The 17017-nt window shown below is 56.9% G+C and carries 19 protein-coding genes; 14 read left to right on the top strand and 5 right to left on the bottom strand.

The features are described 5' to 3' along the window. The 3 genes from DPV79_RS24355 to DPV79_RS24345 form a co-directional block, all read left to right on the top strand. Positions 1 to 599, top strand: a 599-nt coding sequence (locus DPV79_RS24355; RefSeq protein WP_133295715.1) for a DUF4942 domain-containing protein, incomplete at its 5' end; no start/stop codon positions are given. Between the two features lie 102 nt (positions 600 to 701). Continuing rightward, the gene (locus DPV79_RS24350) at positions 702 to 1001 is read left to right on the top strand and encodes a hypothetical protein (protein WP_113046683.1); all 300 of its coding nucleotides are present in this window, start codon (positions 702 to 704) and stop codon (positions 999 to 1001) included. Position 1002: 1 nt separating this feature from the next. Further along, positions 1003 to 1644, top strand: a complete 642-nt coding sequence (locus tag DPV79_RS24345; protein WP_113046680.1) for a hypothetical protein — start codon at positions 1003 to 1005, stop codon at positions 1642 to 1644. A gap of 249 nt (positions 1645 to 1893) precedes the next feature. On the opposite strand, the gene DPV79_RS24335 is transcribed toward DPV79_RS24345, so the two are convergent. Then, complete coding sequence (locus tag DPV79_RS24335; RefSeq protein ID WP_113046678.1) at positions 1894 to 2223, bottom strand: helix-turn-helix domain-containing protein; 330 nt, start codon at positions 2221 to 2223, stop codon at positions 1894 to 1896. A gap of 199 nt (positions 2224 to 2422) precedes the next feature. Here DPV79_RS24335 and DPV79_RS24330 point away from each other — a divergent pair, with 199 nt between their 5' ends. The 6 genes from DPV79_RS24330 (at position 2423) to DPV79_RS24300 (ending at position 7358) form a co-directional block, all read left to right on the top strand. Further along, the gene (locus tag DPV79_RS24330) at positions 2423 to 4432 is read left to right on the top strand and encodes an acyltransferase family protein (RefSeq protein WP_113046677.1); all 2010 of its coding nucleotides are present in this window, start codon (positions 2423 to 2425) and stop codon (positions 4430 to 4432) included. A 218-nt stretch (positions 4433 to 4650) separates the two neighbouring features. Next, a complete protein-coding gene (locus DPV79_RS24325) occupies positions 4651 to 5208 on the top strand; it encodes a DUF4339 domain-containing protein (RefSeq protein WP_113046676.1) in 558 nt (185 codons plus the stop codon). 125 nt (positions 5209 to 5333) lie between these two features. Then, positions 5334 to 5684 carry a hypothetical protein gene (locus tag DPV79_RS24320; protein WP_113046675.1) on the top strand — a complete coding sequence of 117 codons (351 nt, stop codon included), beginning with the start codon at positions 5334 to 5336 and terminating at the stop codon, positions 5682 to 5684. A gap of 603 nt (positions 5685 to 6287) precedes the next feature. Then, positions 6288 to 6479 (top strand): hypothetical protein, encoded by a 192-nt coding sequence (locus DPV79_RS24310; RefSeq protein ID WP_113046673.1) that lies wholly within the window; start codon positions 6288 to 6290, stop codon positions 6477 to 6479. A 61-nt stretch (positions 6480 to 6540) separates the two neighbouring features. Continuing rightward, a complete protein-coding gene (locus DPV79_RS24305) occupies positions 6541 to 6978 on the top strand; it encodes an SET domain-containing protein (RefSeq protein WP_113046672.1) in 438 nt (145 codons plus the stop codon). Positions 6979 to 7031: 53 nt separating this feature from the next. After that, positions 7032 to 7358, top strand: a complete 327-nt coding sequence (locus tag DPV79_RS24300; protein WP_113046671.1) for an H-NS histone family protein — start codon at positions 7032 to 7034, stop codon at positions 7356 to 7358. A gap of 4 nt (positions 7359 to 7362) precedes the next feature. On the opposite strand, the gene DPV79_RS24295 is transcribed toward DPV79_RS24300, so the two are convergent. Beyond that, the gene (locus DPV79_RS24295) at positions 7363 to 7977 is read right to left on the bottom strand and encodes a hypothetical protein (RefSeq protein WP_113046670.1); all 615 of its coding nucleotides are present in this window, start codon (positions 7975 to 7977) and stop codon (positions 7363 to 7365) included. A gap of 292 nt (positions 7978 to 8269) precedes the next feature. Here DPV79_RS24295 and DPV79_RS24290 point away from each other — a divergent pair, with 292 nt between their 5' ends. The 5 genes from DPV79_RS24290 (at position 8270) to DPV79_RS24270 (ending at position 12195) form a co-directional block, all read left to right on the top strand. After that, on the top strand, positions 8270 to 9019 hold the full coding sequence (locus DPV79_RS24290) for a DNA/RNA non-specific endonuclease (RefSeq protein WP_113046669.1): 750 nt from the start codon (positions 8270 to 8272) through the stop codon (positions 9017 to 9019). Beyond that, a complete protein-coding gene (locus DPV79_RS24285) occupies positions 9009 to 9275 on the top strand; it encodes a hypothetical protein (RefSeq protein ID WP_113046668.1) in 267 nt (88 codons plus the stop codon). The genes DPV79_RS24290 and DPV79_RS24285 overlap by 11 nt, the downstream gene beginning before the upstream one ends. A gap of 150 nt (positions 9276 to 9425) precedes the next feature. After that, entirely contained in the window at positions 9426 to 10709 is a 1284-nt protein-coding gene (locus DPV79_RS24280; RefSeq protein WP_133295714.1) for a hypothetical protein, read from the top strand. A gap of 10 nt (positions 10710 to 10719) precedes the next feature. Further along, positions 10720 to 11565 (top strand): DUF2971 domain-containing protein, encoded by an 846-nt coding sequence (locus tag DPV79_RS24275; protein ID WP_113046666.1) that lies wholly within the window; start codon positions 10720 to 10722, stop codon positions 11563 to 11565. Between the two features lie 39 nt (positions 11566 to 11604). Next, positions 11605 to 12195 (top strand): hypothetical protein, encoded by a 591-nt coding sequence (locus DPV79_RS24270; RefSeq protein ID WP_113046665.1) that lies wholly within the window; start codon positions 11605 to 11607, stop codon positions 12193 to 12195. Positions 12196 to 12332: 137 nt separating this feature from the next. Here the strand turns inward: DPV79_RS24270 and DPV79_RS24265 are convergent, their stop codons facing one another. From DPV79_RS24265 to DPV79_RS24255, 3 genes are all read right to left on the bottom strand, one after another. Next, positions 12333 to 13004 carry a DUF2290 domain-containing protein gene (locus DPV79_RS24265; RefSeq protein WP_240202693.1) on the bottom strand — a complete coding sequence of 224 codons (672 nt, stop codon included), beginning with the start codon at positions 13002 to 13004 and terminating at the stop codon, positions 12333 to 12335. Further along, positions 13004 to 15163, bottom strand: a complete 2160-nt coding sequence (locus DPV79_RS24260) for a DEAD/DEAH box helicase (RefSeq protein ID WP_113046663.1) — start codon at positions 15161 to 15163, stop codon at positions 13004 to 13006. The genes DPV79_RS24265 and DPV79_RS24260 overlap by 1 nt, the downstream gene beginning before the upstream one ends. Before the next feature lie 192 nt (positions 15164 to 15355). Then, a complete protein-coding gene (locus tag DPV79_RS24255; RefSeq protein WP_113046662.1) occupies positions 15356 to 16519 on the bottom strand; it encodes an inovirus-type Gp2 protein in 1164 nt (387 codons plus the stop codon). Between the last annotated feature and the right edge of the window lie 498 nt (positions 16520 to 17017).

The raw sequence follows: 17017 nt of genomic DNA, 5'->3' as shown, positions 1-17017 counted from the left end.
AACGCGACGAAGCGGAAGCCGCCATGGTGCGTCTTATCGACGTGCGCGGCTGGGATTACCTGCTGTCGGAATCGGGCCTGCGCACCTTCATGGACGCCAAGGCTCGCGACCAGTGGAGCAACCAGATTGCCGAAGGCGACGTGCCGGAATTGACCACCGCCAATATCGAAGCAACCTTCGCACAGCTCTATAGCGCGCGCGGCGACATGTTCGAGCGCGGCGTGTTGCAGTGCTTCCGGCGACTGTCGTGGAACTACAAAACGAATCAGCCGTTCAAGTTCGGCAAACGGATCATCGTGAGGTATCTGCTCTCGCAGGGCAGTACGAATCACCGAACCACCGATGAACTCGACGATCTCATTCGCGTGTTCAGCGTGCTCGATCGTCAGCCCGAGCCAGATCACCGGCACGGCGCGTACTGCCTCATCGCGGACGCCCAGCGTGCGCGGCACACCGAGGTCGAGAACGCCTACTTCCACCTGCGCTGGTTCAAGAACGGAAACGGCCATCTCACCTTCAAGCGCGCCGATCTGGTCGACCAAATGAACAAGATCCTCGCGAAGCATTACCCGCACGCGCTCGCATCCGAGGCGCGGTAGTGCCGGGACGCGTCCTGCGTCTCGTCTTTCCCTTTTCCATTCAGCGAACTCGGTATCCGGTTCATCCGGAGGCCCGTGCTCGTCCATTACCTGGAGTCTGTTGTGAATCTGCCCTCCACCCTCCACGCCGGTCCGCGCTTCAAGCTCGGCCGGATCTTCGCGACGCCGGCTGCACTGGAAGTCCTTGGCGACGCACGTGTCTCGATTATCGATCTGCTGATCCGTCACGTTCGTGGCGACTGGGGCGATCTGTCCGAATCCGATCGCCAGCAAAACGAGTTGTCGATCGACGCAGGGCTACGCCTGCTGTCCAGCTACGTCCTGCCCGGCGGGCAAACCGTCTGGGTCATCACCGAATGGGATCGGTCCTCAACCACGTTCCTGTTGCCGGGCGACTACTGACATGTTGATCCATAAATTCCATCCGAACGTCCGGCTCGGCCAGCAACCCACCATCGCCGACTCGGGTAATCCGCTCTTCAGCCGACAAGGACATTGGGACGGCGGCAGTAGTCTGCATTGCGTCGCGATGGCGCTCGCATTGCTCGGCAAGCTGACCGATCCCGTGTACCTGCCGTATCACGCGAGCGGCACCGAGCGAGCCGTATGGGACCATGCATGGCGCCAGTATCTGCACGGGCTCACGCTGTCGGAACTGGCGAGCTTCGTGGCCGAACTAAACGTGGGCGTGCAGCCGACGATCCGCTCCGGACAGGATGACGACATTCTGCGCTTCGGCTCCCGCGAACTGCACGCTGGTCGACCGGTCGTCGTCGGCTGGCGACAACGCCATCTGGTGAAGTGGCACGCTGCGCTAGCCGTCGGCGTTGAAGGGCACCAAACCAGAAAAGCTTTCGAACCATGCGCTCTATTGCTGCTCGATCCTGCCGGGGACGCGCCAGGTCTGTCGGGATTCAATGCCCGTCTCGAGCGGCATGCCAGCGAACAGGTTCGCTATCGATCTCCGGCCGCCGCACGGGCGGTCACGCTCGAAGGCGCCGTATCGATCCGCCCCCTTGTCGACACAGCCACCGACGTTAGGTGATTGGCTCGGGCCGCAGCCACCCAACGGCAATGGATTCGAACTGCCCCACGTAAGAGAAGGTGCTGCAAAAAACCCCGGCGACAGCAGGACCGTGGCCGGGGTAAGAAAACCGTCCGTACTCAGGCACGAGGTGGACGTAGAGGTAGTCTAGGATTCGGCCTCTACCCACCAAATAGTGGAAAACGATCATTTAAAACGACGATTAAGTCGCATTGAGAACGAATCCTATTCCGACAACGGCCATCGCCGTCAACGAAGCCGCTGGCGCTTGATCTCCGGCGGAGTCGCAGCATTCGCGCGGCGCTCGCCGGTGGGCTTCAGCGACACGCCGTCCAATGTGGCGAATAGCTCCGCCAACGTCACGTTCAGCGAATAGCAGATGTTCGCAAGCGTTTCGATCGATGGGTTCGCGATGCCCCGCTCGATGGCTGAAATGTACGTGCGATCGACGAGCGCTTCGAAAGCGAGCGTTTCCTGGGACTTTTCCGCCGCATGCCGGCATTCCTTGATCCGCTTGCCGAGTGCAATCGAGATCGGAGCTGGGCGTGCAGTGGGTGGGGTTGAGCGCTTGGCAGTCATGGCGTGCAGGATGCCCACCCGTCGACTGATTCACGACGCTGTATACACTACGTTATTAGAAGCGTTTACTCTACAATCACACCGCCGTTGATTTCCGATAGGTGCCATTGACCTCTGCCGCTACGCGACCGAGTGAATCATCACGCCCCGATTTGTAGAGTAAACACCACAAAACACACGGTAGCTGACAAAAACAACCATGACCAAAACCCTTTCAGCACCGGCCACGGCGGCGGCCGGCACGCTCGTCTACCGGCCCGACATTGACGGCCTGCGCGCCGCCGCTGTGCTCGCCGTCGTGCTGTTTCATGCCTTTCCGGCCGCGCTGCCCGGCGGCTTCATCGGCGTCGACGTTTTCTTCGTCGTTTCCGGCTATCTGATCACCGGCATCCTGCTGGCCGATCTTGATGCAGGCCAGTTCTCACTCGGTCACTTTTACGCGCGGCGGATGCGCCGAATCTTCCCCGCGCTGGTCGTCGTGCTGCTCGCCGTCTATGCCATAGGTTGGTTCACTTTCTACGGCGACGAATATCGTGAACTTGGCAAGCACATCGTCGCCGGCGCCGGATTCGTGTCGAACTGGGCGTCATGGACCGAAGCCGGTTATTTCGACCTGGCGGCAGAATCCAAGCCGCTGCTGCACCTGTGGTCGCTCGGCGTTGAGGAGCAGTTCTACATCGCTTGGCCGTTCGTGCTGTGGGCAGCGCATAAGGGGAAGCGGATAGGCTGGGCGTGCGCCGTCATCGGGCTCGCCTCCTTCACCGCCAATGTCGCGCTCATTTCCGATCACCCGTCGTCCGCCTTCTACTGGCCCATCACGCGCATGTGGGAATTGCTGGCAGGTGCAGCACTGGCGATCGGTGCCGGTCAGCTCCGGCCGGTTACTCGCAAATGGGCCAACATACTGTCGGCCGGTGGCGCTCTGCTGTGCCTCACCTCGTTTGCGGTGCTCAACGCACGTGCCGCTTTTCCGGGCTGGTGGGCGCTCATGCCGGTCAGTGGAGCAGTTGCGCTCATCGCGGCCGGTCGGGACGGCTGGATCAACCGACGCGTACTGGCTCATCCAGTGCCGGTGTGGCTAGGCAAGATCAGCTACAGCCTGTATCTCTGGCACTGGCCTCTGCTGTCGTTCGCGTTCATCGTAGCGGGCCGGACACCATCGCCAGCGGTACGCGGTGGCCTGCTGGTCATCGGCGTTGCGTTGGCATGGCTAACGACCGCCATCATCGAGCGGCCGATCCGGTTCGGGCCGACGAAACGCTGGAAGCTTGTCGCGCCGTGTCTGCTGATGATCGGAGTCGTCTATCTCGGCGGCATGACGTACGTGCGCGGTGGGCTCGGCTTTCGCAAGGGCTACAGCCCGGACGCCGACGTGACGACTGCCAAGCTCGGCGCAGGTCATGAGTTCGTCAACGCCATGTGCGGCGTGTCGCCCGACGAACAGCAATTGTTTCCGTTCTGCGCGACCGACAAGCGCGTGCGCTCCCATTTCGCCGTGTGGGGCGACAGCAAAGCCGACGCGCTGTATTGGGGACTCGTGCGTGAATCGGCGCCCGGCGAAGGCTGGACGCTGATCGCGCGTCCGAGCTGCGCCCCGATGGCGGACGTCTGGCGCACGTCGTCGAATGCCGGCGACGACCCGGCCCTGTGCCGCGACGCCAACTCCGTAGCGCTTCGCATGCTGCTGGACACACCGGAACTCAAGACGGTCGTGCTCGTCATGACGGATCGCGACGTGATCGGCCAGACCTTCGCCGATCGCGACCAGAGCAGGCCACGCCCAACCGCTGCGCTCGATGGGCTCGACCGCGCCGTGACGGCACTTGAGCGGGCTGGCCGACGCGTCGCACTGGTCCTCGACAACCCGCGTCTGCGCGATCCGCGACAGTGCATGGATCGCCGGCCGCTCGCGTGGCCGTTCGTTCGGTACGCGCTCGGCGTGACCGATATGAGCGCGGCGCAACGCTGCGCGATCAGCTATCGCGATCACGTTATCCGCATGGCACCGTTCACCGCCCTCGTTGACGAACTGAAGCGCCGCCATCCTGCGCTGCTCGTCTACGACCCGGCGAGCGCACTTTGCGACAGCCGCCGCGACACCTGCCCGATGACAAGGGAGCGCCAGTACCTCTACAGCTACGGCGATCACCTGTCCGACTACGGAAACGAACTCGTCGCAAAACAGTTCCTGCCGCTGCTGCGCCAGTGATCGCGAAATGCCGCCTTCCGTTCGTCCCGCTATTTCGTGTCTGGTTCTGGCACACACCCGCCTCGGATTGCCAGAACCATTTCGTCGGCCGGTTCGCCGGTCGGCGCTTTTTATTCAGCATGCTGCGTCAGCCAAAACAATCGATGCATCTTGGTTTGGTGACGCGGCCAGTTTCCATCCGTTTCCCCTCATTGCCTTCCGCTACAAGGAGCACCCCCATGAATACCTGGCACTATGAAAAAGATGGTCAACGCCTCGGCCCCGTCTCCAACGACGAAATGCGGCGTCTGATTCAGGAACGCGCCATCACACTCGGCACGCTCGTCTGGAAGCAAGGGTTTGTCGACTGGCGCACGCTTGGCGACACGGAACTCGCCTCTCACCTCGAAACGTCCTCCATGCCACCCGCATTGCCGACCACAAAGATCAGCAATGCTGTCGTCTGGATACTAGCGCTCGCCCCCATCATCGGTCTGATGTTGCAAGCCATGATCGGCGGAGCGCTTGCACCGACTGACGATATGGCCGAACTGGCCGGCCAACTGGCCGTCAAGTCCGGTCGCTACTGGTGGGTCACGCTGCTGCTGAACATCGGCTTGAGCTGGTTCGACGAACGGCGCTTGAAGCGTGCCGGCGTCGATACATCCCAGTTCGGCAAGCTGGTATTCGTCGTGCCGGTCTATCTCTGGAAGCGAGCGAAATCGCTTCATCAATCTCCCGCCTACTTCTGGACGTGGATCGTCCTCTTCGTGATCTCGCTGCTCGAAGCGGCCTGACCGACTCCCGTCCTGCACGGGCTCGGTGCCCGTCACTACTCGCAGATCCATTTCCGCGCCTCGAAGCGCACAACCTCGCCGGCTGCTCCAATAAAGCAGATGGCCCTTCATTGATGAATCACGCCATGAAAAAATCTCTCGCTGTCCTTTCGGCAACCCTCGTTCTCTCTCTATCCGCACACGCGGCAAGCAACATCGGTCAGTGCGTCTACCCGAAGACCAAGATCGGGGCGAACGGAAACCTCGTTTTCAAGCATCCGATCTATGTCCTCGATGCGCCAAATGCAACCACCTCGAAACGCGCACTAACCACGTTCGCAGCTTTCACCGTCAAAGCTGAAGCGCCCGGCGGCTTCGTGAAGCTCGTCACCGTGCCGAACTACGATCTGCCGAATCCGGACAGCGTCGCTGGCAAGGTGATCGGCTGGGCGAAACTGTCGGACTTCGATTTCCAGGAGTTGCGCAACTGCAACTGACAACATAAGTACGGAGCGGGCGTGCCAGTAGGCATGCCCGCTCGTCGCGACTTTCTTTTTTTTCAGTAGGACAGAACGATCGCCATCCGATCAACAGGCCGTCGAACTACTTCCGGGCGGCGACCTGAGCGCATTGCCGCAGCCTGGCAAAACACTACTCCATCTCGAAGAACCATCGCACCCAATCAACATTTCGCTCGATACCGTCGACTATCCAATCGTACGTGCCGTGTTCCGGATCGTAGAGGACATCGATCACCGACGTTCCGACCGACGCAGTAGCACCATGTACCCGCGTGGTACTACCATCCGGACGGATTACCGTGATTCCCGCACGAGCTGCGGCCGAAAGCGCCTCTACCGTTGGAGCGATCATGGCGAACACCTTCCGATTCGGACACGCGTTGAAATAGTAAAAGCTTTCAAGATAGTCGACGAGCCGGCATTCGGCAAAGTGCCGATGACGCCCTTCTATCGATCCCGCAGTCTGCAACGCGAAGTCTCTCCGCCCCCGAAACTCGGCGGACACACGAATCCGGCCTCTTGCCCCTGAGCCATGCACTGATAGAATCGCGTTCGCCCGCCGCCACGCCACGAACAATCATGGATTACCGCGTCTCCTACGAGCATAGCCTGCGACAGGCACCGGACGATTTCATCGGCCAGGTCGCCGCGCAGTTGATCACCGACGTCCCGGCCAACATCCCGCGCGCCCTATTGCCTGAATACATCGCAGACCTGATCCTGAAGCGGTCGCCGGAGATCGCGCAGATTCGCCACCTACGCATCCTCTGATCGACGCCGCGCTTGGATCGGTTTGCTTAGGCCAGTCGCCACTATCGAAAGGGCAACAAGCATGCGACGTGTAGTCGTCAGACGATCGACAGTTCACGGGCGCGGTGTTTTCGCGGCCCAGTTCCTTCGCACCGGGGAACGCATCTTCGAATACAAGGGTGAGGTCATAACCTGGCGATCAGCGATTCGGCGTTACGAGCGTCGGGGCGATGACGGCCACACTTTCCTGTTCGGCCTGTCGGATGGCATGGTGATTGACGGTGGACGCGACGGTAACAGCGCACGGTGGCTGAATCATGCGTGCGCACCGAACTGCGAAGCTATCGAAATGGATGGCCGTGTATTCGTCAATGCCGTGCGTGACATACAGACCGGCGAGGAACTTCTCATCGACTACGCGCTCGAGCTTGACGACAGCACAACGCATTACGATCGTGCCGCTTATCGCTGTTGCTGCGGCGTGCCCGCCTGTCGCGGCACCATGCTCAGCAGCACGTAAGCTCCCAGTACGCGACTACACTCGACCCGTAATCCCCTTCGAGAAAACGCATCATGAACAACCCAACGATTCGCGAGTTGCAAAAACAACTTGGTCAATTGAATCTGCTTGTCGAAGAAGCCAAGCAACGGGAAAAGCAAGCCATACTCGCCGAGATCGGTGAATACGTGAAAGAGTACGGCATCACCGAGATTGAATTGCTACGCGCCGCCGGGTTCATTCAGGCCAAGCGACAGAAAGCTCCAGCCAAGTATTACGATCCGAACTCCGGAAGGTCATGGTCCGGGAAAGGCTCTCGGCCGAAATGGCTGGAGGACAAAAACCTCGACGACTATCTCATTCGCGAGGCGCCACAGCCTTGGTGGCCGGAACAAACCTGACCGATCATCCAATCTTGACGATCGACATGTAGCCTTGCAGCGCGAGCGGCGTCTGATTCTGCGAACCCAGCACTTTCGCAAAGCCCATCCAAAGGGGACTGCTACTACCCCAACTCGCCTGCACACCACTCATGCGCAATGAACCGAGAACGCCGGACATCATAGCGCTGCCGACCGGAGCGTCCGGGTACTGCTGAACGGCATACTGGTAGATGCCAGGGAATGCATAGTTCTGCCCGACGGCGAAAACAACCTGCGCCGGCAACTGATACATGTCTGTTGCCGGCGCGAGGATCTTGGCGCTGCCAGAGACCAGATAGACGCCGGATGGAATAGTCATCGTCCCGTCAGCATTCACGGCGAACTGGAATCCGTTAGCTGCCGTCACGCCGATGCGGAAATCGAGCTGATACCAATTGCCCATGTCGATACCACGACCACCGTTGGCTTGGGCACCGTGGCCCAGCTCGATCGTCAGCACGGGCAGGATGCCATGAGGCGACGGCAGATTGGTAAGTTGACTTCCGTCGACAGCCGGCAATCTGCCGTTTGCGTCGAGCACGGCCACGTCACCCGGAGCCGTACCAGCCTGTGATTTTGGAATCGCGGCGTCGGCCATAACCTGTGCGTTTGCAGCTGTGCTCGCAATTGTGCGAAGGCCCGGCGCTAGACCGGAAATTGCATCTCCTAGAGCAGCAAGCGAGGAGGAGAAGGGCTGCTGAGAAATTGCCATTGCACACGACCGAAATGAAGAGAAAAGGGAAAGCCATAGGATTCGCCTTCTCATCCCCCACGCGCCACGGCTGCGGTATCGCCGTCGCGGAAGTGCTCTAGGAAAATTGCGCTCCGATAAGGCGATCGGCGGAGTGGTTCGACCGTATACTTCGAGCCCCACACTCGACGCAGCTCCTATGCGACAAATCCTCGCCTGCGCGCTGATGGCCCTTGCCACTCACGCCTTTGCTTCCAGCTCCTGCCCGCAGTTCAGTCCGAAAGGAAAATCTCCGGTCGTCACCAATCCTCGGATAGCCGCAAAGACGCGCCTCCTGTGCTATTCAGATTTTGAGGTGTTGCACTCGAGCATCACACACGGACCACTTTGGTCAGCCGAACACCTGACCCGTTCACACCTAGCGGCGGCGAAGAACGAGATCCGCACGAACCGATTCTTCGAGGAGTCGCGGTTACCGAACGGGGAAGGCGCGCGACTGACGGACTACCGCAAAAGTGGTTACGATCGCGGGCACATGAGTCCAGCTGGTGATCGCTGGAATGATCGGGCAATGGCCGAGTCATTTACGCTTGCGAACATGGTGCCGCAGAACCCGACGAACAACCGTCACCTGTGGGCACACATCGAAGAATCCGTGCGCCGGATCGGCATGCAAGCGCCGGACACGTATGTCGTCACAGGGCCACTGTTCAAGGGTGCAGAGCTGACGACGATCGGCAAATCCGGCGTCATCGTCCCAACTCAGATTTTCAAGGTAGTCTATGTCCCTCAGAAGCGGCTCGCGTTCGCGGTCGTTGCGAATAACACCGCAACCAAGCGTTACACGATCGCGACAGTGCGCGAGCTTGAGGCACAAAGCGGCTTGCGATTCCCAGGCATTCCGGAGTCGCTGAAAGACACTCGCATCGGAGGTTTGAATGGAGTTTAAGGCGTTTGCAGACGACTCAACCGTCGTGAACATTCACGGCGACGCGTTCACCGTGACCAACGACCCCGACCGCATCGTACTGTCAGGCACGCTGGAGTTGACACGCGACAAGGCGGGTCTCGCCACTGCACTTTCACTACAGAAGGCCATCGCCAGTATCGTAGACGTGCTTCAGCACGAACCGGCACTGCCCGAACATGTCCGTGACGAGCCTGCCGCGCCGAAGGGTAAGATCAAGAATCCGTTCGAAGGATAGACAGCGGAGTGCTTGATCTCGAGAACGTCGCCCGATTGCAAGCTCATAGTGCTTAACGTGCACCGCCGCGCCCAGCGCGACTATCACACGCTTTTCGAGGGGCTGTAGTCGATTCGGTGACGTCTGTTGCCAATCAGGCAGGAGAATACCGTGACTCAAACCAACAATACCGCCTCACTTATACAGGCGTTCCGAAACGCTTACGACGCACAACAGAAAGACCAAATATGGCAACAACTCAGCGAGAGAGTTCGTCAATTTTGGACTACTCGCATCCTGTCAAAGCCTGCAGGCGTCCTTTCCGACGCGGAATGTGACGAAATCATCCGGATTCTCGATCGCAACGGAAAGGGAAACACGCGGGACGACGAGGCGGTTGCAAAGGTCATGGTGCCGCAAGGCGCGTGGAGACGGATGCTCAACGAATTCCACAGCAACCGGGCACTCGGTGACCTCATGTACGCTGTTCTCACCGAGACAGACGGATTTCGGAAAGCACAGCTAATCGATGAGCTGTATGCAATGAACGCGGGGCAAAAGAACCATCTCACGGGGCCGAGCGGGAACGCTATCGGCGCCTACCTCGCATCTTTTGATCCGGTTCGCAACTTGACAATAGTCTCGCTCAAGGATCGGCGCTCCGTCATCGACTATTTCAACCTATCCTGCAACATCGACTGGGATACGACATCGATCGGCACGCAAATCGTCAGTTCCAACAAGATCATCCTGGACGGTATGCACAACCTCGGCCTTGAAGGAAGTGCCCGCACCATCGCGTGCTTCTTCTATCATCCGCTCGTCAAAGAGTTCTGGAAAGGCGATGAAACGGTTCGGCGGATTGATAACAAGCATATCAGCGTGACCGTTCCCACCGTCCCGGACGAAGGGGATGAGGAATTTGCCGATGGCGAATCGATACGGGAATCCATGCAGATGCAAGGTCTCATCGCGCGTGTAGGTGCAGCAATGGGGTTCAGCATTTGGCTCCCGCGTGCGGATCGTAGTCGTGTTCTCAAGATATGGCAGCCCGAAACCGGTGTACTTCTTGACGAATTGCCGATCAGCTACGATTCGGCCACGATGAAAACCGTCGAGCAAATCGACGTGCTGTGGCTGCGAAAAAGATTCATCGTGCGCGCCTTTGAAGTCGAACACACGACCTCCGTCTACTCCGGCCTGCTACGAATGGCCGACCTTGTAGCCCTACAACCGAACATTAACATCAAACTGCATATCGTCGCGCCGGGCGAAAAGCGGGAAAAGGTCTTGCAGGAAATCCGGCGCCCCGTCTTTTCATTGCTGGAAGGCCGGGCGCTGAGCGAAATGTGCACATACATCTCGTACGACAACGCGAAGGAAATCGGTAGCCTGAAGCATCTGGCCCATATGTCCGACGAAGTCATCGAAGCCTACACGGAAGCAGCAGAATAGAACAGAGATCATGAACATCTACCATTACTGCGACCCACAGGCATTTGTTTCCGTAATGCAAACCGGGAAGTTTTGGGTTTCCGACGCCCGAAAAACAAACGACCGGCGTGAACTCGCGGTGTTCAAGGAACTGGCCTTCGAGCACATCAAAGAACTGGCCGAGACCGACGTTACCGTTCGTGCTTTTTTCTCACAGCTCGGCTTCCACTTCGACGAAGTCGAGGGCATTAGTGACTATTACGTGTGCTGCTTCTCTGAAGCTGGAGATTCAGTGCCTCAATGGGTTGCGTACGGTGAACGAGGCACTGGCTTTGCAATTGGATTGGACGTTAACGAAGTACGGAACACAATTGGGGCTCCAATGCTGGATTCCAGTTATCGAGACCTAAATTTCGAAGAGCCGCAAAGCAGGTGGTTGTTCGGCCCAACGGTTTACGCAGAATCAGGAAAGAAAACAGAATCATTACTTAGGGCTCTCGCGAAATTGATCCGAAGTGGCCAGAATCTTGGCACGCAACCGGCAAGAGATTTCATCGATCGCTTATGCGCATTCTACAAGGATCAGTCTTTTTCGTCAGAGCAAGAATGGCGCATCATCTACAATTCAAGCGAGAACGTACTTGAGAGGTTAGGTGGCCAGCCTGAACTCGCAAATGAAAAACCGACCACGCTATGGAGACAAGGGCGCTATGGTCTGACACCGTACATTTGCACGCCGGACCTGAGGAAGTGCATCCGTGAAATTGTCATCGGTCCAAGCAATACTGACCGCGCCACGCAAACGTATATTGCCCAGTTCCTGAAATCGCTAAACATAACGTGCGACGTTCGACAGTCGAAGTCACCGTACCGATAATTCTAGGTATTGCGAGCCACCTCGAATAAGGTACCAAATATGCCTGCACTCGAAATCATGCTCGACAGTGTAACGGTCGCTACGGTCAGTACCGCCGAACTTACCATGCTTGCCGCCAGAGTTGGCGGAATGCTCATTGACGAGGCCGTTGCATCTCTGAACGTGTCCGGGAGCAACTACCATCTAAGCGGCCCGCCATCGTATCTCACATGGATCGCCGATACGCCGCTACAAGCCGGTCAGCGAATCCGTGTGCTATTTCATCAGGATGGTCAATCATCCCAGACGGGCAAAACTATCGATGAACTCTACCCCGACGAGCCCCCCGTTGCGCAAACCGATTTCACACCGACAGCGGAGATGTTCCAAAAGCTACGTGCCATGCCCAAGTTTCGTGAGAAGTTCGTTATCGACTTGAGTTCGTCGTCCGGGACATCCTTTCGGGGAGAAACAATGGCCGGAGAGGACAGCTTTGCGTTGACGATACTCTGGGACTGCATGCACCCCGAACGAGCAAGAACATCATTGCACTCTCACTCGCTGGACCGCCTCGAAGCTAAGGGCCCGCTCAACTATCTATTCAACGACGACATGGCCCACGGCGGATTTATTGAAATCCGGATAACGTAAAATTCATCTTTCAAGCCCACTACTCCTGAATTTCCTAAGTTGCAACTCCGCAAGCGTCGATGCTACCGATATTTCTCGACGGATGCGAAACATACAGAATTCGCCAAGAGCTAGGCTCACTTACTGAGTGACGTAAGCTATCGTGCTGGAACGACCATATGCATCAACCGACGCTCGTTATCCGTAATCGTGGGTTCAAACTCAAATCGATGCGCCGGTAGATCGTGAAGCAGGTCATGCTTCGCGGTCTGGTAGAAATTTCGTAAAATGAACTCTGCAAACCAACGTGGGGAGAGTCCGCCGGTGACCGGGATGCGGCATCCCTGCACATCTCCCAACGTGAGATGCGACTGAGGGTGAGCGACGTCCGCTGCCGCCTGAGTATCGAAGTCGAATCGCAATGGAAACGCAACGATGTGCCTCGACACGATTTCGAGAAAGAGCTCATCACGCAGATATGCGTCGGGATCGTCGCGGAAAGATCGAAGCGCCGGCGACGGGTAGTACGCTAGGCGATGCTTGATTAAGTTCTCGCCCTCGAACCGATACATCATCTGCAATAGCCCGCCGTCAATTAGTCTGACGTTGTACGATCTCTTCTCCGACAATTCCTTGTGAACATCGTGATAGTCGATCTCCCCCATCGCCAAGGACACATGCTCGGCACCATCGAACGACACCTCCCAATGAGTCGCTGAAATCTGCCGCAACACCGGAAAATTCTGGTCGTCCGCGATGCCCATCTCGATCAATGTCCCGAGGATTCCCGTGAGATCATCCTTCACAGTACGGGGCAAACGGGGAGGCATTATGCTTTCCCTCCGAGCCATCGGAGCAGTTCTTCTCTCGTTTCGGGGTCTAAGTCTTCTGGTTTGATTTCTCCACGTGCAAATGACGCGGCCAATTCAGCAGCACGCCCCTTACCGTGTTCGAGACGCCGCTTCTCATGTGGAGAAAGGTCGCGATAAGCGATTCTTAATTGCCCAAGAACGTTATCGGTCGGGTAGACAAAATCAAGCTGGAACGCATGCTGCTGGAGTCGCGCGAACTCCTTCTGCAATTCGGCCATACCAGGCCCCCACCCGATAACTCGCACCCACGCTTTACTTCGCGTAATAGCTGTAAAGAGACGGTTTCGAAGGTTGGCTAAACCGGGGCCGGTCGTGTCACAGTGCTGAGCGTTGACGACATATACCATCCCTGCCTCGTTGCCCTTCGCGCGATAAATTCCGGTGAACGTAACAGATTGCATCTCCGTCTTGAAAAACACATCAGCTAACGTGTCAACGCCGGCGAGGTGGCTCTGGATATTCCGCTCAAATAACATCTTGCGGATCGGACCGAGTCGCGTGCGGGCGGAGATAGGATCTGGGTGGATGACGATGATGTCGTCATGACGCAATTCATCCTCCGAAATGTTCCTCTGGATTTCGTTCACCAACCACGTGTTCTGGGCGGCTTCGGTCTCGAACCGATGGAACTGAACAAGGTCTTCGATCGGCGAATGGTCGGACAAAAATTCCGGGCTCGTTTCGTTCGTACGAGCAAGCGTCACGCGTTGTCCCTTGCCCAGCGAACCTTGCTGAACGCTATAGCCGATCTCCTCCCAGAGGGCGGGATGGTCGAACATCTGTACCAAGCCAGTTTCGGTACCAGCCGGCGCATCTCGATAGATGCCAAATCCTAGGCCGTGTGCGGTCACGAGCACCGGCCCCGAGTTCCGATAACACTTTTGCAAAATTACATCCCTGCGTGGGTCACCATCGAGCGACACCAACGGTCGCCCATCTGGGCCAGCACCAAAAATCTCTTCAGGCGACGGTAACGACGTTCCCGAAAGATTCTGAAGCTCGTCATACGCATAAACGAGACGCTTCGGCTCCTTGAGCATTGCGTAACACAGCTTCAGAAAGCTGGGCGCGAAATCCTGAGCCTCGTCCACTAGCACAACATCGTAAAGACCCACGTCAGTAGTCAATGCATTCAAGGCTGCCTGACAGACTCCGTCAAATGCCTTCTCATTTCCTCCAAATCGAGCACTAGCCGCGCTGAAGTCGCTGAAGTCCTGCCCTGTAGCCCGACAAAACTCATAATAGACGCCATCGCGCTCATCACCACCGGGTGCACCCCATGCGTTGATAACACGGATCTTCGTCCAATCGGGCTCCTCACCACTTTGCTCGATACAGAAATTATTGATGAGGCGCTTGAATTGTCCTTTCAGAGACCGGGTATTAAACGTGACGGCAATACGCCAGTCCGGATGCTGCGTGTGCAGATAAGCTGCCTTAAGCGCCAAGACAATTGTCTTGCCTGAACCAGCCAGCCCACGAATGCGCTGCACGCCATCAACCGTCTCGATAACTGCCCGATTCTGTCGGTGATCCAGCGTCGCAATCGAATCCTCAAGCTTCTTGAGTCTTGCACCTCTTGAGTCGGGCTTGATCACCTCGCGTTTTGAACGACTCTTGCGAATCGACGACAGACTTTCCACTGCCGAAAGCGTTAGGCGATAAAGGTCATCACTCGCTTGCTCTCCCCACTGAAACTCATTGAGAACGTCCGCGAGATTTTTTTCGTTGGCGATCGGGTAATCTTCGACTGAGACGCGCTCGACATCATCGACTGCGGGAGCGAAGGTGACGACCTGCAAGCTCGGAATAAGCCTGCGCCCCTTAACCAGCTCCTTGTGGAGCTTAAGCTTTGCTTCAATCTTGTTGGCAAGATCGTCTTGACGTGCCGGGTAGTCGCCTACGTCAGTACCTTCGACCAGGTCGAACAGGACAATCCCCTTCTCCTGACTTACCAGCGTCGCATCAAGGAAGAATTTACCCTCGGGCGTGGCAATTAGCGGATACCCGAAGAAGCATTCACCAGAAAGCCCGTCGATCGCCGATAGGGATTCCTGCATTGCCTGCGTCGCGACCGGTTTCCCATTGGTGCCGCGCGTGAAATTGACTGAATTCATGTCAAGTATCCGCCATCGATCTGTTTGACTCGTCCCGCACCTTCGGCTTGCGTGATCGGAGAGCAGTTTGGGTTGTGCTGGCGGCCACCATCAACCGGATGCCCGCCTCGAGAGTTTGCATTATCTCATCATGTTGGCATGGGATCGTCGTCTCGAACACATAACCAAATGGCCAACTGAAACGGCCCTGTACTACCTTCCCGTCGTCAATGTCCACGCCTTCAGAGTCGGCTTGACTCGTATCATCTGGCCGTCATCCTTCGCGAGGTAGGACGCCACGTAATCGACCAATCTTGCGATCTGAGCCGGATCAGCGCAGTCGATAGCGTCAATGGCCCAGCGCCCCTGAGCCCTGAGCCTCGCTTGATCGGCCCGCTCGTGGCAATCGAACATCAAACCTTGCCCGCGCGTGACACGGCGCCAACGATCCGCTATCGCGTACTTCAGCGCGTATAACTGATCCTGTCGCACCTGCTGCGCGTCGAAGAAGAAGATGCAGTGGAAGTGATTCGCTCGATGTCTGCCACCCTGCTCCATCTTGCAGATATGGCCCACCATCGGATCGAACAACGTGCGGTCGACTCCACGACGATTCCCGAAGAACAGGTCGCGATCCTGCATCGCTACACGCGGATCGATACGTGCTCTCGTCTCAGCCCGACCATGCCCTATCGGTGCATTCGACAGCACTTGCATCCAGCCAGCCCCAGGCTCCATCGTCCAACCCATTCGGACCAACGCATCGTTGTCGTCTGCCGCATAGTCTGCGTAGTACAGGTCGACACGCACCGGCAACAGCGTTTTATGCCGGGCCTGTAATGTACCGATGTATTCGCGAATCGAGGTCTCTTGGCTACTCAGGTTGCCTCTCCAGTTCCACAGCCATTTCCTCACCCCTCGACGTACCGCTTCCATACGTAGACAACCCACAAAGTCGTTGTACAGATTCGCCGCTACTGCCTTGTCGACGTTACTCGATAACGTACCGTTACTGAAAACTTGAGCAAATGGATGCTGCATGAAGCAATCGAAGAAGAGTTGTAAGTCGGCACTGTAGGCATACCCTGGCCAATACAAATCCATCCATAGTGCACATTGAAACATGAAGCCTGACAAGCTCCTATACCCTGAATACCCAAGATTACGAACCGCTCGTTGCTGCCCTGCTTGATCTCGAATATCAAAGGGGACTTGATCGGTCTCCAACACCGTCTCCAAGAAGCACTCCAGCTGCTGCATCAGCTCAGCATACTCACCAATCTCCCAGTACCTGACAAAACCTGAAGAAGGTTGATTACCTACAAAGGCGTTATACCCGAATCCGGACTGATTTATGTGATTGACGCTCCGACCCATCTTGAATCTCCGTTATTTGGACATTCAATGGATGAGGCATGTAATTTCTTATCGACACACCAAGCAACAAGACTTCGCGTACAAAGCCGCTGACATCTTCGAGCTCTTGCGAAACTGAGAGCCTCATGGATCTACGATCAACCTTGATTGCATCCATGACAAGCAGATCACTCACCAATCCATCAAGTGGATATACCTTGGATACTCTCCTTATAGATCGAAATATCAAGAATTCAATCTTATTATAGGAGAGAACAAGATCACCACTTAGCCAGCCCCAGAAATATCCACCAAACAATCCTTAAAATCACGCCAAATCCGCCATTTCATCAAACAACATTCAATCAAATAGCCACTACCGAATTATCCAGACGCAGCGGTCAATAAATTCCCTTACGATGCAAGTCATTGCCCTAATTTGAACGACGAATTACATCGCTCCTCGGAAGCGGATGCACTTGTGCATTCATACGGCACATGGAGGTTCAATCGACGCCC

Source organism: Burkholderia reimsis (genome assembly GCF_003294055.1).
Classification (GTDB): domain Bacteria; phylum Pseudomonadota; class Gammaproteobacteria; order Burkholderiales; family Burkholderiaceae; genus Burkholderia; species Burkholderia cepacia.
Note: the sequence above shows the minus strand (reverse complement) of the source record. Positions and strands in the feature narration are given on the sequence as shown.

Coding starts and splice junctions, on each gene's coding strand:
- DPV79_RS24345 (WP_113046680.1), top strand. CDS start 1,003: ATGTTGATCCATAAATTCCATCCGAACGTCCGGCTCGGCCAGCAACCC.
- DPV79_RS24290 (WP_113046669.1), top strand. CDS start 8,270: ATGCGACAAATCCTCGCCTGCGCGCTGATGGCCCTTGCCACTCACGCC.
- DPV79_RS24330 (WP_113046677.1), top strand. CDS start 2,423: ATGACCAAAACCCTTTCAGCACCGGCCACGGCGGCGGCCGGCACGCTC.
- DPV79_RS24310 (WP_113046673.1), top strand. CDS start 6,288: ATGGATTACCGCGTCTCCTACGAGCATAGCCTGCGACAGGCACCGGAC.
- DPV79_RS24285 (WP_113046668.1), top strand. CDS start 9,009: ATGGAGTTTAAGGCGTTTGCAGACGACTCAACCGTCGTGAACATTCAC.
- DPV79_RS24260 (WP_113046663.1), bottom strand. CDS start 15,163: ATGAATTCAGTCAATTTCACGCGCGGCACCAATGGGAAACCGGTCGCG.
- DPV79_RS24275 (WP_113046666.1), top strand. CDS start 10,720: ATGAACATCTACCATTACTGCGACCCACAGGCATTTGTTTCCGTAATG.
- DPV79_RS24295 (WP_113046670.1), bottom strand. CDS start 7,977: ATGGCCGACGCCGCGATTCCAAAATCACAGGCTGGTACGGCTCCGGGT.
- DPV79_RS24270 (WP_113046665.1), top strand. CDS start 11,605: ATGCCTGCACTCGAAATCATGCTCGACAGTGTAACGGTCGCTACGGTC.
- DPV79_RS24305 (WP_113046672.1), top strand. CDS start 6,541: ATGCGACGTGTAGTCGTCAGACGATCGACAGTTCACGGGCGCGGTGTT.
- DPV79_RS24265 (WP_240202693.1), bottom strand. CDS start 13,004: ATGCCTCCCCGTTTGCCCCGTACTGTGAAGGATGATCTCACGGGAATC.
- DPV79_RS24320 (WP_113046675.1), top strand. CDS start 5,334: ATGAAAAAATCTCTCGCTGTCCTTTCGGCAACCCTCGTTCTCTCTCTA.
- DPV79_RS24300 (WP_113046671.1), top strand. CDS start 7,032: ATGAACAACCCAACGATTCGCGAGTTGCAAAAACAACTTGGTCAATTG.
- DPV79_RS24255 (WP_113046662.1), bottom strand. CDS start 16,519: ATGGGTCGGAGCGTCAATCACATAAATCAGTCCGGATTCGGGTATAAC.
- DPV79_RS24325 (WP_113046676.1), top strand. CDS start 4,651: ATGAATACCTGGCACTATGAAAAAGATGGTCAACGCCTCGGCCCCGTC.
- DPV79_RS24335 (WP_113046678.1), bottom strand. CDS start 2,223: ATGACTGCCAAGCGCTCAACCCCACCCACTGCACGCCCAGCTCCGATC.